This window comes from Salmonella sp. 741265073_HBA (assembly GCF_046569105.1).
GTDB lineage: Bacteria > Pseudomonadota > Gammaproteobacteria > Enterobacterales > Enterobacteriaceae > Salmonella > Salmonella enterica.
In genome coordinates, this window is the sequence record NZ_JBKFRY010000020.1 from 1 (window position 1) to 13,243 (window position 13,243).

A 13,243-nucleotide genomic window follows, 5' to 3' on the forward strand; every position below is an offset into this window, starting at 1 on the left:
GCTGGTAAGAGAGCCTTACAGGCGCATCTGAAAAACCTCCGGCTATGCCGGAGGATATTTATTCGCCTGTTACCGGCCATGCCGACACGCGTCACATTTCTGCTTAGCAGAATTACTTGTCCAGTAAAAGCATTATTCATCTGGTAACAAGCGTAGGCTTCTCACCGTCATAATTTCCCTCGTTAACTATTACGAGGAAAACGTTATGACTAAAAAACTGATTGCCGTTTGTGCGTGTCCGATGGGCCTGGCTCACACCTTTATGGCGGCGCAGGCGCTGGAAGAGGCGGCGGTAGAAGCAGGATACGAAGTCAAAATCGAAACCCAGGGCGCTGATGGTATTCAAAACCGTCTCACGGCGCAGGACATTGCCGAAGCGACGTTAATTATCCATTCCGTAGCAGTAACGCCGGAGGATAACGAGCGTTTTGAATCACGCGATGTATACGAGATCACGCTTCAGGATGCCATTAAAAATGCTGCGGGCATTATCAAAGAAATTGAAGAGATGATTGCCGCCGAACAACCGTAATTCTCGACAGGGATACAGATATGGCCATTAAAAAACGCAGTGCGACTGTTGTACCCGGCGCATCCGGCGCGGCAGCGGCAGTCAAGAAACCGCAGGCCTCTGGTAATAGCTTCTGGGGCGAACTACCGCAGCATGTGATGTCCGGAATTTCACGCATGGTGCCGACGTTAATCATGGGCGGGGTGATCCTCGCTTTCTCGCAGTTGATTGCCTATAGCTGGCTGGACATTCCCGCCGATACCGGCATCATGGACGCGTTGAACAGCGGAAAATTCGCTGGTTTTAATCTCTCCTTGTTGAAGTTCGCCTGGTTATCGCAATCTTTCGGCGGCGTGTTATTTGGTTTCGCCATCCCGATGTTCGCTGCCTTTGTGGCGAACTCCATCGGCGGCAAACTGGCGTTTCCGGCTGGTTTTATCGGCGGTTTGATGTCCACTCAGCCAACGCAGGTGCTGAATTTTGATCCGGCCAGCCTGCATTGGGTGACCACCGCGCCAGTCCCGTCAACCTTTATCGGCGCGCTGATTATTTCTATCGTCGCGGGATATCTGGTGAAGTGGATGAACCAAAAAATCCAGTTGCCTGACTTTCTGCTGGCCTTTAAGACCACCTTTTTACTGCCGATTCTCTCCGCCATTTTTGTGATGCTGGCGATGTACTACGTGATTACGCCCTTTGGCGGCTGGATTAATGGCGGAATTCGCACGTTGCTCACCGCGGCGGGTGAAAAGGGGGCATTAATGTACGCGATGGGAATCGCCGCCGCGACTGCCATCGACCTCGGCGGTCCCATTAACAAAGCCGCAGGATTTGTTGCCTTTAGTTTTACCACTGACCATGTATTGCCAGTGACGGCGCGTTCCATCGCGATTGTCATCCCGCCGATTGGTCTGGGGCTGGCGACGCTGCTCGACCGTCGTCTGACCGGTAAACGTCTGTTCAACGCGCAGCTTTATCCGCAGGGTAAAACGGCGATGTTCCTGGCGTTTATGGGGATCAGCGAAGGGGCGATTCCCTTTGCGCTGGAAAGCCCGATCACCGCCATCCCGTCTTACATGGTCGGTGCCATCGTGGGGTCGACGTTCGCCGTCTGGCTGGGCGCGGTGCAATGGTTCCCTGAGTCGGCAATCTGGGCGTGGCCGCTGGTAAGCCATCTCGGCGTCTATATCGCGGGTATTTTACTGGGCGCGGTGATAACGGCGCTGATGGTGATCTTCTTGCGCCATATGATGTACCGCCGGGGTAAATTACTGATTGAAAGTCTGTGAAATAAGGACTGATAACATGACGCGACTGACATCGCTTCGCCAATGGCTCACCGAGCGCCAATTAGATGCGGTACTGATCTCCTCGCGCCCGAACAAGCAGCCGCATCTGGGCATTTCCAGCAGCTCAGGATTTGTCCTGATCAGCCGCCAACATGCGCATATTTTGGTTGATGCCCGTTATTACGCCGATGTGAAAGCGCGCGCGAACGGATATTGCACACATCTGCTCGGCGGGCAACAGACGCTGGCGTCGTTGGCGAATCAGATTATCGCTGCGGAAAATCTGCAAACGGTTGGCTTTGAAGGCGCGCAGGTCAGTTGGGAGACGGCGCGTCGCTGGCAGACGGAACTGCAGGCCACCATGATCAGCGTCTCCATTGACGCGCTGCGGCAGGTTAAAACGGCGGCGGAAATAGACCGTATTCGTGAAGCATGTTGCATTGCTGATGCGGGTGCGGAACACATTCGCCGCTTTATCGCGCCAGGCCAGAGCGAGCGGGAAATCGCCGCTGAACTGGAGTGGTTTATGCGCCAGCGCGGCGCGGCGAAAGCCTCCTTCGATACTATTGTCGCCAGCGGCTGGCGTGGCGCGCTGCCGCACGGCAAAGCCAGCGATAAAATCGTGGCGGCGGGGGAATGGATAACTCTCGATTTCGGCGCGCTGTATCAGGGATATTGCTCCGATATGACCCGAACTTTTCTGGTGCCCGGCGCGGGCGCGCCGCAGGAGCATCCGCTGTTTCCCGTCTATCACATTGTCCTTGAGGCACAGCTTGCCGCCATTGCGGCTATTCGTTCGGGCGCGCGCTGTCTGACGGTGGATGCCGCCGCGCGCGACGTTATCGACCGGGCGGGATATGGCGAGTTTTTCGCTCATAACACCGGCCATTCTATCGGCATTGAGGTACATGAAGATCCTCGCTTTTCGCCTGATGACCACACAGTACTCGCACCGGGAATGCTACTGACCGTGGAGCCGGGCATTTATCTGCCGGAGCAGGGCGGGGTACGCATTGAAGATGTTGTACTGGTCACGCCGGAAGGCGCGGAAGTGCTCTATTCCATGCCGAAAACCGTATTACTGACAGGAGCCGCATGATGGATTTATCGCTACTGAAAGCGCTGTGCGAGGCGGATGCGATCGCCGCGTCAGAACAGGAGGTTCGCCAGATCTTACTCGACGAAGCGGATCGCCTGCATAAAGAGGTGCGCTTCGATGGCTTAGGATCGGTATTGATCCGACTTAATGCCTCGGATGGCCCGAAAGTCATGATCTGCGCGCACATGGATGAAGTGGGATTTATGGTGCGCAGTATTTCCGGCGAGGGGGCGATTGATGTGCTGCCGGTGGGCAATGTGCGAATGGCTGCGCGTCAGCTCCAGCCGGTCCGCATCACCACGCGGGAGGAATGTAAAATTCCCGGCCTGCTTGATGGCGAGCGCAGCGGCAACGAGGTGAGCGGACTGCGGGTCGATATTGGCGCGCGTTCTTATGACGAGGTGATACAGGCGGGGATTCGTCCCGGCGATCGTGTGACTTTTGATAGCGCGTTTCAGGTGTTGCCGCATCAGCGGGTGATGGGTAAAGCCTTTGATGATCGGCTCGGTTGCTATCTGCTGATAGCGTTGCTGCGTGAATGGCACGATGCGGAATTACCGGCGGAAATCTGGCTGGCGGCCAGTTCCAGCGAAGAGGTGGGATTACGCGGCGGTCAAACGGCGGCCCGCGCCGTTGCGCCGGATTTAGCCATCGTACTGGATACCGCCTGCTGGGCGAAAAACTTTGATTATGGCGCGGCGAATCATCGGCAAATCGGTCAGGGACCGATGCTGGTGCTGAGCGATAAGTCGCTGATTGCGCCGCCAAAACTAACCGCCTGGGTTGAGAGCATCGCAGCGCAAGCGGAAATACCGCTACAGTTGGATATGTTCAGCAACGGCGGAACGGACGGCGGGGCGGTGCATCTGAGCGGAACGGGCATCCCGACGGTGGTGCTTGGTCCGGCAACCCGCCACGGACATTGTGCCGCCTCGATTGCCGACTGTCGCGACATTCTGCAGACACAGCAGTTGCTGTCGGCGCTGATGACCGGTTTTACGCGCGATACTGTGGCTCGCCTGACGGATTTCAGGTGCTGATTTCGCGCTAAAGGAGTAGTTATGTTAACGATAGAGTTTCTCTGCCCGCTGCCTAACGGTATTCATGCGCGTCCCGCGTGGGAGCTGAAAGAACAGTGCAGCCAGTGGCAAAGTGATATTACTTTTATTAATCATCGTCAGAATACGCGGGCGGACGCGAAAAGTTCGCTGGCGCTTATCGGCACCAGTACGCTGTTCAATGATAGCTGCGTTCTGAATATTAGCGGGCGTGATGAAGAACAGGCTAAACGATCGCTGGAGGCCTGGCTTGCGCACCATTTTATCGACAGCGATAGCGTTCAGCCAGGGCCAGCCGAACTGGCGGCGCATCCGCTGCCGCGATCGCTGCTTCGCCTGAATCCGGATTTGCTGTACGGCGATGTGCTGGCAAGCGGCGTGGGCGAGGGGATTCTGACGCTGTGGCAGAGCGATAATCTGGAGGGCTACCGTACTATTCCCGCGAGCGCTGAAGATCTTACCCGCCTTGAAAATAGCCTGGCGACGTTGGCGGAACAGCTTAATCAACAGCTTCGCGAGCGTGACGGCGAGAGTAAAACTATTTTAAGCGCTCATCTGTCGCTGATTCAGGATGATGAGTTTGTGGGGAACATTCGTCGCTTAATGGTTGAACGCCATCTGGCGCTGGGAGCGGCGATTATTGCCAATATGGAACAGGTTTGTCGCCAGCTTTCGGCCTCGGCAAGTGATTATCTGCGCGAGCGGGTGAGCGATATTCGCGATATCACCGAGCAGTTGTTGCACATTACCTGGCCTGAAAAACAGCCGCGTAATGCGCTGGTGCTAACGCGTCCCACCCTTCTGGTGGCGGAAGACTTAACGCCCAGCCAGTTTTTAAGCCTCGATTTACAGTATCTGTCCGGCATGATCCTCGAAAAGACCGGGCGGACGTCACATACTTTGATTCTGGCGCGCGCTTCCGCGATCCCGGTGCTTAGCGGGCTCTCTGCCGAGGCCATTGGTCGTTATGCTACCCGGCCTGCGGTGCTGGACGCGCAGTGCGGCGTACTGGCGATTAGTCCGGATACCTCGGTGCGCGGCTATTATGCCGTGGCGCAGAAGCTGGCGGATAAACGACAACAACGGCAGGCGCGCGATGCGGCATTGCTTGCCTGTACGCAGGACAACCAGCGTATCGATATTGCGGCGAATATTGGCACCGCGCTGGAGGCGCCTGGCGCGTTCTCCAACGGCGCGGAAGGCATTGGCCTGTTTCGTACCGAAATGCTGTTTATGGATCGCGACAGCGCGCCGGATGAGCAGGAGCAGTTTGAAGCCTACCAACAGGTTTTGCTGGCGGCGGGCGAAAAGCCGGTGATTTTCCGCACCATGGATATTGGCGGCGATAAACATATCCGCTATCTCAATATTCCGCAGGAAGAGAACCCTTTTCTTGGCTACCGTGCGGTGCGTATCTACCCTGAGTTTGCCGGGCTTTTTCGCACCCAGCTTCGCGCAATTTTGCGGGCTGCTGTTTTCGGTCATGCGCAGTTGATGATTCCGATGGTGCATAGTCTTGATCAGATTTTATGGGTAAAAAGTGAGCTGAAAAAGGCGGTTGCGGAGCTGCATGGGGAAAGGCTGCGTCACGCGCAGGATATTCCGTTGGGAATTATGGTTGAGGTGCCGTCGGTCTGTTACATCATCGATCATTTCTGCGATGAGGTGGATTTCTTTAGCATCGGTTCGAACGATATGACGCAATATCTGTACGCGGTCGATCGCAATAATCCGCGCGTCTCGCCGCTGTATAACCCGATTACGCCATCGTTTTTACGCATGTTGCGGCAGATTATCCACACTGCCCATGAGCGAGGTAAATGGGTCGGCATTTGCGGCGAACTGGGCGGAGAAAGCCGCTATTTACCGCTACTTTTGGGACTGGGGCTGGATGAGCTAAGTATGAGCAGTCCACGTATTCCGGCGGTAAAAAGTCAGCTACGTCATCTGGATAGTCAGGCGTGTCGGGCGCTGGCAAGTCAGGCTTGCGAGTGTCGCAGCGCCCAGGAGATAGAAGCGCTGCTGAATCAGTTCGCGCCAGAAAAAGAGGTACGACCGCTGTTAGCGCTGGAAAATATCTTTGTCGGCGAGCCGCTCAGTAATAAGGAACAGGTTATCCAGTTTCTGTGCGGTAATCTTGGCGTTAACGGGCGTACCGAACATCCGTTCGAACTGGAAGAGGACGTCTGGCAGCGTGAGGAGATTGTGACCACCGCCGTTGGTTTTGGCGTGGCGATCCCCCATACCAAATCGCAATGGATTCGCCACTCGTCGATCAGTATTGCGCGTCTCGCACAACCCGTAGACTGGCAGTCGGAGATGGGTGACGTAGAGTTGGTGATTATGCTGACGCTTGGGGCGGATGAAGGGATAAATCATGTGAAGGTTTTTTCACAGCTCGCCCGTAAGCTGGTAAATAAAAACTTCCGTCAGTCGCTGTTTGCCGCCAATGATGCCGACAGTATTTTGGCGTTGCTGAAGGCGGAGTTAACGTTTTAGCATGGGATAACCGCCTGATGGCGCTGCGCTTATCAGGCCTACGTCCGTGAGTGATGGTAGGCCAGATAAGGCGTTTACGCCGCCATCGGGCGAGCGGTTTGTTACTGAAACCGCGCGCTGTAATCCCCTGGCGTCAGGCCAAACTGACGTCGGAACAGACGGCAAAAATAATCGCTATCCTGATACCCGCAACGCAGCGCGACTTCGTTAATCGGCAAGTGGTATTTCTGCAACATAATACGCGCTTTCGCCATTCGCACCCAGCGAACATACTCCACAAAACTCATGGTGCCATGCTGAGTAAATAGTCTGGACAGGTGGTTGGCGGTGATATTAAAGAACTGTGCAACGCTTTCTCTGTTTAACGGCTGGGCGTAGTTATCCTGTACCCAGTTACAGATACTGTGATAGAGAAATTCAGTGCGTGGACGGCAGATATCGGGGGGCGTATTCACCACGTTCCGGCACAAATGCAGGAGGCTGAGCACCAGCGGCTGGATAATATTTTGTTCCTGAGGCGAACGGCTTAAATGGGTAAGCGCGGTCAGCATTGCTTCGCCTTCGCCACGTTGCAAATGTGGCAATTCGATACGGCGCGTCGGACGTAAAAGCGATGCTGTACGGTTTTCGTAAAACAATAAACCCAGCCAGGAGGGCGCGAATACCAGACTAAGCAGCATCACCGGTTTATCGCTAACCGCCAGGTTCGCCGCACGGGCAGGGATAAACAACATTTCGCCTTCTGTCAGCCGACGCTGCGTTCTTTCCAGTTGATTACCGTATTCTCCGCGCAAGACGATATCCAGCCGCGGGAGGTCGATACATAAGCTGCCGGAGGGCAGGGAGGGTGGTTGGCTGGCAAACCATACGCGTCCTAATCGGTGTGGATTCAGCACCAGGCCGCTAAACAGATCGGCAAAAAATTGTTGGTCTGCCGGTAAGTCTGTTTTTTTCATTGCCTTTCCTGTGCATGAATGCTTCAACTGTCTGAATTATTTCACTTTACTCTTGCTGAGCGAAAGATCAAACACCAGCGCGTTGAGTCATCACGTCATGGCGGTTAGTCAGGCGAAAACAGGGATTTATTTTACTATACGTATCCGGTTCGCTGCCTTATTTACGGTTTCATCGCGGCATCTTGCTGGAAAGGATCCTCATTTTCGGGGAAATGTCCCTGAAAAACACCGCAATATGACATGATTGAATACCATTATCATTAGTAAGGATTTTGGTTAAAGAGGAAAAACCACAAAACCAAAAGGGGATTATTTGAGATAAGGTTTATTGACAGGAAATTATCGTCGGCTGCGCCACGTTACGTAAATTCAATGATATCAATTTGTTAATAATATGATTTGTTTGATGCTATAACTGACACGTTTAAAAAGTAAGTTTTTACGCTTGTTCCTCTTTTTTGTCGCTAAAAATATTTTCATTAGCCTCTCGACAGGAAGAAAATTTTCAGGCTATTTTCTAAAGGAGCCACCATCGTGGCAGCGTCGCTCGGACGGTCCGGGCGCTAACGTTAATCTGAGGATATTATGGCTGACTTCCGCCCTGAACGTCGCTTTACGCGTATCGATCGCCTTCCGCCCTATGTTTTTAACATCACCGCTGAACTCAAAATGGCTGCGCGTCGGCGCGGCGAAGATATTATTGATTTCAGTATGGGTAATCCTGATGGCGCAACCCCTCCCCACATTGTCGAAAAACTTTGCACCGTCGCGCAGCGTCCGGATACGCACGGTTATTCCACGTCTCGCGGCATACCGCGCTTACGCCGCGCGATTTCTCACTGGTATCAGGAACGTTATGATGTCGATATCGATCCGGAAACCGAAGCGATTGTGACCATCGGTTCCAAAGAGGGACTGGCGCATTTAATGCTGGCGACGCTGGATCATGGTGATACGGTACTGGTGCCGAACCCCAGTTACCCGATTCATATCTATGGCGCCGTTATCGCCGGGGCGCAGGTGCGTTCGGTTCCATTGGTAGAGGGGGTGGATTTCTTCAACGAGCTGGAGCGCGCTATTCGCGAAAGTTATCCGAAACCGAAAATGATGATTTTGGGTTTTCCGTCTAACCCTACGGCCCAGTGCGTCGAACTGGAATTTTTTGAAAAAGTGGTCGCTCTGGCTAAACGTTATGATGTGCTGGTGGTGCACGATCTGGCGTATGCCGATATCGTGTACGACGGCTGGAAAGCGCCATCCATTATGCAGGTGCCTGGCGCGCGCGACGTGGCGGTCGAATTTTTCACACTGTCGAAAAGCTATAATATGGCGGGCTGGCGTATTGGGTTTATGGTGGGCAATAAAACCCTGGTCAGCGCGCTGGCGCGCATTAAAAGTTATCACGATTATGGCACCTTTACCCCGCTTCAGGTGGCGGCTATCGCCGCTCTGGAAGGCGATCAGCAGTGCGTGCGCGATATTGCCGAGCAGTATAAACGTCGTCGCGATGTGCTGGTGAAGGGGTTGCATGAGGCGGGCTGGATGGTTGAAATGCCGAAAGCCTCAATGTACGTCTGGGCGAAAATCCCGGAGCAATATGCGGCGATGGGGTCGCTTGAGTTTGCCAAGAAGCTGCTGAATGAGGCGAAGGTTTGCGTTTCTCCAGGGATAGGCTTTGGTGATTATGGCGACACCCATGTACGCTTTGCATTAATAGAGAATCGCGACCGCATTCGCCAGGCCGTCAGAGGGATTAAAGCGATGTTCCGCGCCGATGGCGTGCTGCCGTCACATCCAAAACCCGTTGAGGCGAGCACGGAGTAGAAAAGCAAACAGGAGCCCCATGGCTCCTGTTTTTCTTTGCATTGTACTTTTAAATCATCAGGGCGAAAGTACCGGCCCAAACGATGACCATAAATGAAATGCCCATAAAGAAATATTTCACGTTTCATCTCTCCGCGTACCTGTCGTACGCCTAAATGAACTTACACTTACCTGATTATAGAGAGTTGATGCCGGACAATACGAAATTGAGAATTATTCGTGTTTCGACCGCCTGCATCACCTCAGAATTCTGCGCGTCATCGCTCCAGACGGCGCTAATGTACGCCTAAAAATGAGGTGAAACAAGAGGCATTTTCTTATTTACTTTTAGTAACTTACAAGTGTCGGGAATCGGCGACAGTTTAATTTCTGACAGTGATGAATCGCTATTGAGCGACGCCGCCGACACAGTAAAAAAACGCCTGTAAACAGGAGACTTATCGCTAAAAGCAGGAATGAGTAATTTACGATGTGAATATTATGGCAATGCGAAATGACAAAATAAAAGGCCTTGCGGCCTTTTTCAGATGTAGAGTGACGCTTCCCCCAACGGGCGAGTCTTGAAACGGCGATGGATCCAGAGATATTGCTCCGGGGCGCGCATGATCTCTTTCTCTATAATTTTATTCATATAGGCAGCGGCTTGATTTTCATCTGCCGGGTAACCTTCCATTTCAGGGGTAATATACAGACGATAACCCGAATTATCGGATTTCCTGACCATTGTAACGGTCAACATGGCGGCGCCGGACAGCCTGGACAGTACATAGGTGCCGTTGGTGGTGGCGACGTTTTCAACCGCGAAAAATGGCGCAAAGGAGCTACCTTTAGGGCCGTAGTCCTGGTCGGGAGCAAACCAAACGGCTTCCCCTTTTTTTAGCGCGCCCACAATGCCGCGCAGATTGTTTCTGCCGATCATCGCTTTATTTGAGCGCATACGACCGCGCGTCTGCACCCACTCCATGAGCGGGTTGTTATGCGGACGATAGGTCGCCATCATCGGCTGGCAGAGACCCATTACCCGGCCTCCCAATTCCAGCGACATAAAATGCACGCCAACGACCATTACGCCGCGATTTTGCGCCTGCGCACGGGTAAGGTTGTCCAGCCCGTCCACATCAAACCATTTACGAACCCGGCTATCAGGCCAGAACCAGGCCATGCCCGTTTCAAGCAGCGCCATGCCAAGAGAGTGGAAATTCTCGGCGATCAGTTTTTCCCTTTCTTCCCGGGAGAGGGTCGGAAAACAGAGTTCAATATTTTTCTGGGCGATCGACTCACGTCGCTTCAGGAAGGGGCGCGCCAGCTTACCGGTGCGGGTGCCCAGAAAACGTAAAACCGGGTAGGGAAGCTGCACCAGTAACCAGAGGACGCCAACGCCAAACCACGTCAGCCAGTAGCGCGGGTGCAAAAACGCGCGTGAAAATTTGCTTTGAGGAAACATAAAATACCTTCTGTAGATACGAAAATAATGTATCGCAGAAGAGTCATTATCCGCAGCGGTACACTCTGAAATACGCATCATCCTTCAAGTTGCGTTCGCTTATCCGAAGCACTTACTTGAGTAAGCCCATCAGGGTAACTTGAATGATTTACGTATAGTTAGGCCATCATGTACGACAATGGTTCCCGTAAGGAGTGTAAAACTAAGTCAGTACTAAACCACGAGGGCATGAACGCCAGGCAGGCTAATGTACCACCAGTTATTTACTCGCGCCCAGAAATTCTTTATCAAGAAGCGTAAATATTTCTCCCGTAGCAAAAATAAGCTAATCATTATTTTTAATGCATTGTTTTTACAGTGATAATTTTATTTCAGACGAAGGTTATTGAAAAATGATTAGAAAAATAAAATGTGAGATAAATGTTATGGAAATGACGTGCTGATAAGGTTTATCTTAAAGGAGAAGTGAGAGGGACCGTAAGGCTATATGGAAGCCTTGCCATAGACAGGAGGTATTATAGATGATCTATTTATGGACATTTCTTGCAATAAGTATACTTGCCGTGAGTTGCTATATCGGTCAGGTGATGGGGGCTTTTTCTGCGGTTTCTTCTTTTACGGGAATGGTTATCCTTGCCGCGCTGATTTATTTACTCAATGTATGGCTGCAGGATGGCGATGACATCGTTAGCGGATTATTGCTTTTTCTTGCACCGGCATGTGGGTTAATTATTCGCTTTATGGTGGGATACGGTAAGCGTTAGTCAGTACATACCCTTCATACTTCAAGTGGCTTATGTGTTGGCTACGGATTACTCGGCCCATCGATGGGCCTCGCTCTGACGGGCCGTCGCACGCGACGTTCAAATCTGCTCCCGGCAGATTTGTTGTTCACCCCAGTCATATCGTTATCTATGCTCCTGGGACTCACTCCCTTGCCGCCTTTAAGCAACTCGAATTATTTTGGGTATACACGATGTCAGCGAATAGATAGCGCCGACAATGTCGGCGCTTCTGTTTCCCGGGAAGGCTAATCGTTTATTGCGCGTCCGCAAGCTGCAGTGAGTCCTGATTATGTAACGCATTCTGGCGCTGGCGTTCCAGTTCCAGCGCGCCGCGATGGGAGAGGTAACAGAATAGAATGCAGCACACGATGCCGCCCATCAGCAGATAAAATCCGCCGTACCAGCCCAGTTTATCCACCATGACGCCAAACAGGCTGGTGCCCAACGAGGCGCCGAAAATATAGCTCATGAACCCACGTAATCCGACGGCGGAACCTACGGCAAAGCTGGGGACTATCTCCATTGTCTGTACGGACGCGAGGAATTGCGGGACGTAAATCAGACAACCTACAATGGCGGCGAAAATCGTTACCATCAGCAAAGATTCACTTTTCCAGTATCCGATCAGACAGACAAAAATCAGCGCCATGCAAATCATGGCTAACGGCATTCTGCGGCCCTTAAACAGTTTATCTGACAGCCAGCCTGCCAGTAGCGTAGAGGGAATCGCCGCCCACTCGAAAAAGAGAAACGCGACGCTCATCTGTTCTTTTGAAAAGTGTTTTACTGTCAACAGATAGATAGGCAACCAGCTAATCATGCCAAACCGCACCATATAGACGAAGACATCTACCAGCGAAATATACCAGGCATTTTTATTGCGCAGCACATAAGTACAGAAGATTTGCCATGCGCTCATATTTTCCGGCGCTTTTGCCGTATTCTTCGTTTTCAGTATGACTTTTTCTTCCGGCATCATCTGTTCCAGGGAGGGAAGACCTTCTTCGCGCGGCGAACCTTTTCCCAATACCAGAACAATTAAGGCAAAAATGACGGCGACGCAGGCCGGAACGATATAACTGGCGCTTTGCCAGTGTTCGCTGCCCAATATCGCAAAAGCCGCACCGACGATAGGCGCGACGATCCCGCCGCCAACGTTATGCGAGATATTCCAGAAGGCGCCTACGCGTCCGCGTTCCCGACGAGGGAACCAGTTTGCAATAGTAATAAACGAGGGGCCGACGCCCATGCCCTGAAAAAGGCCATTGAAGACCACCAGAGCGGCAAATATCCAGAATGCGCTACTGAATCCCAGCCCAACGTTAACAATCGCGCAGAGTACCAGACCGCACGCCATGAAGACTTTTGGGCTGGCTTTATCCGCCAGACTGCTCATTACGCCTTTACTGATTCCGTAAGCAATAAGCATACAGCTACTCAGCAGGCCGATTTGCGTAGCGCTGAGATCCAATTGCTCTTTTAAATAAGGCGTCGATAATGTGAAGTTGTTTCTGACTATATAGTAAGCGAGATATCCCAGAAATACGCTTAACAATGCCTGTATACGATATCGACCATACGTAGCCTGGACTTTTTCCGGTGGGACTTTATGCGCCGATTGCCCTGTTTTTAATATTGTTAACATGGAGTCACCTGTATTTTATAGTGAGATGAACATCAGGAGGTTTTGTCGGTAGAGTGAAAGGCGTGACAATAAAATTCAAGTCGAAGAAATGTGTCAAAATTGACTCAATTGGGTGAATTTAAAGGTTATTTTT

Annotated in this window: 11 protein-coding genes and 1 pseudogene; 8 read left to right on the plus strand and 4 right to left on the minus strand. The window is 52.2% G+C overall.

The window, feature by feature from the left end; genetic code table 11:
- The first annotated feature begins 205 nt into the window (after nt 1-205).
- From ACLD3P_RS20135 to ACLD3P_RS20160, 6 genes and pseudogenes are all read left to right on the plus strand, one after another.
- Nucleotides 206-532, plus strand: coding sequence for a PTS fructose transporter subunit IIB (locus ACLD3P_RS20135; RefSeq protein ID WP_000162759.1), 327 nt, complete (start codon nt 206-208; stop codon nt 530-532).
- Between the two features lie 20 nt (nt 533-552).
- Nucleotides 553-1,800 carry a PTS fructose transporter subunit IIC gene (locus tag ACLD3P_RS20140; RefSeq protein WP_001528423.1) on the plus strand — a complete coding sequence of 416 codons (1,248 nt, stop codon included), beginning with the start codon at nt 553-555 and terminating at the stop codon, nt 1,798-1,800.
- A 16-nt stretch (nt 1,801-1,816) separates the two neighbouring features.
- A complete protein-coding gene (gene ypdF / locus ACLD3P_RS20145; protein WP_411006593.1) occupies nt 1,817-2,899 on the plus strand; it encodes an aminopeptidase in 1,083 nt (360 codons plus the stop codon).
- Nucleotides 2,899-3,939 (plus strand): aminopeptidase, encoded by a 1,041-nt coding sequence (gene ypdE, locus ACLD3P_RS20150; protein ID WP_000365989.1) that lies wholly within the window; start codon nt 2,899-2,901, stop codon nt 3,937-3,939. Before ypdF ends, ypdE begins: the two co-directional genes overlap by 1 nt.
- A gap of 21 nt (nt 3,940-3,960) precedes the next feature.
- The gene (ptsP, locus tag ACLD3P_RS20155; RefSeq protein ID WP_001528500.1) at nt 3,961-6,456 is read left to right on the plus strand and encodes a phosphoenolpyruvate--protein phosphotransferase; all 2,496 of its coding nucleotides are present in this window, start codon (nt 3,961-3,963) and stop codon (nt 6,454-6,456) included.
- Nucleotides 6,457-6,469: 13 nt separating this feature from the next.
- Nucleotides 6,470-6,550 (plus strand): annotated as a pseudogene (locus ACLD3P_RS20160) (hypothetical protein); the annotation flags it as partial.
- 7 nt (nt 6,551-6,557) lie between these two features.
- Here ACLD3P_RS20160 and ACLD3P_RS20165 read toward each other — a convergent pair.
- Nucleotides 6,558-7,412, minus strand: coding sequence for an AraC family transcriptional regulator (locus tag ACLD3P_RS20165; protein WP_000750530.1), 855 nt, complete (start codon nt 7,410-7,412; stop codon nt 6,558-6,560).
- Nucleotides 7,413-7,997: 585 nt separating this feature from the next.
- Between ACLD3P_RS20165 and alaC the strand changes: the two genes are divergently transcribed.
- A complete protein-coding gene (gene alaC / locus ACLD3P_RS20170) occupies nt 7,998-9,236 on the plus strand; it encodes an alanine transaminase (protein ID WP_000763118.1) in 1,239 nt (412 codons plus the stop codon).
- A 49-nt stretch (nt 9,237-9,285) separates the two neighbouring features.
- Here the strand turns inward: alaC and ypdK are convergent, their stop codons facing one another.
- A complete protein-coding gene (ypdK, locus tag ACLD3P_RS20175; protein ID WP_010723117.1) occupies nt 9,286-9,357 on the minus strand; it encodes a membrane protein YpdK in 72 nt (23 codons plus the stop codon).
- Nucleotides 9,358-9,759: 402 nt separating this feature from the next.
- The gene (lpxP, locus tag ACLD3P_RS20180; RefSeq protein WP_000484431.1) at nt 9,760-10,680 is read right to left on the minus strand and encodes a kdo(2)-lipid IV(A) palmitoleoyltransferase; all 921 of its coding nucleotides are present in this window, start codon (nt 10,678-10,680) and stop codon (nt 9,760-9,762) included.
- Nucleotides 10,681-11,201: 521 nt separating this feature from the next.
- Here lpxP and ACLD3P_RS20185 point away from each other — a divergent pair.
- Complete coding sequence (locus tag ACLD3P_RS20185) at nt 11,202-11,444, plus strand: YfdY family protein (RefSeq protein WP_000639886.1); 243 nt, start codon at nt 11,202-11,204, stop codon at nt 11,442-11,444.
- Between the two features lie 274 nt (nt 11,445-11,718).
- Here the strand turns inward: ACLD3P_RS20185 and pgtP are convergent, their stop codons facing one another.
- Nucleotides 11,719-13,110 carry a phosphoglycerate transporter PgtP gene (gene pgtP, locus ACLD3P_RS20190; RefSeq protein ID WP_000955744.1) on the minus strand — a complete coding sequence of 464 codons (1,392 nt, stop codon included), beginning with the start codon at nt 13,108-13,110 and terminating at the stop codon, nt 11,719-11,721.
- Nucleotides 13,111-13,243 lie beyond the last annotated feature (133 nt).

Excerpts from the sequence above, each read along its gene's own strand:
- ACLD3P_RS20135 (WP_000162759.1), top strand. The coding sequence starts at position 206 with ATGACTAAAAAACTGATTGCCGTTTGTGCGTGTCCGATGGGCCTGGCT.
- ACLD3P_RS20140 (WP_001528423.1), top strand. The coding sequence starts at position 553 with ATGGCCATTAAAAAACGCAGTGCGACTGTTGTACCCGGCGCATCCGGC.
- ypdF (WP_411006593.1), top strand. The coding sequence starts at position 1,817 with ATGACGCGACTGACATCGCTTCGCCAATGGCTCACCGAGCGCCAATTA.
- ypdE (WP_000365989.1), top strand. The coding sequence starts at position 2,899 with ATGGATTTATCGCTACTGAAAGCGCTGTGCGAGGCGGATGCGATCGCC.
- ptsP (WP_001528500.1), top strand. The coding sequence starts at position 3,961 with ATGTTAACGATAGAGTTTCTCTGCCCGCTGCCTAACGGTATTCATGCG.
- ACLD3P_RS20165 (WP_000750530.1), bottom strand. The coding sequence starts at position 7,412 with ATGAAAAAAACAGACTTACCGGCAGACCAACAATTTTTTGCCGATCTG.
- alaC (WP_000763118.1), top strand. The coding sequence starts at position 7,998 with ATGGCTGACTTCCGCCCTGAACGTCGCTTTACGCGTATCGATCGCCTT.
- lpxP (WP_000484431.1), bottom strand. The coding sequence starts at position 10,680 with ATGTTTCCTCAAAGCAAATTTTCACGCGCGTTTTTGCACCCGCGCTAC.
- ACLD3P_RS20185 (WP_000639886.1), top strand. The coding sequence starts at position 11,202 with ATGATCTATTTATGGACATTTCTTGCAATAAGTATACTTGCCGTGAGT.
- pgtP (WP_000955744.1), bottom strand. The coding sequence starts at position 13,110 with ATGTTAACAATATTAAAAACAGGGCAATCGGCGCATAAAGTCCCACCG.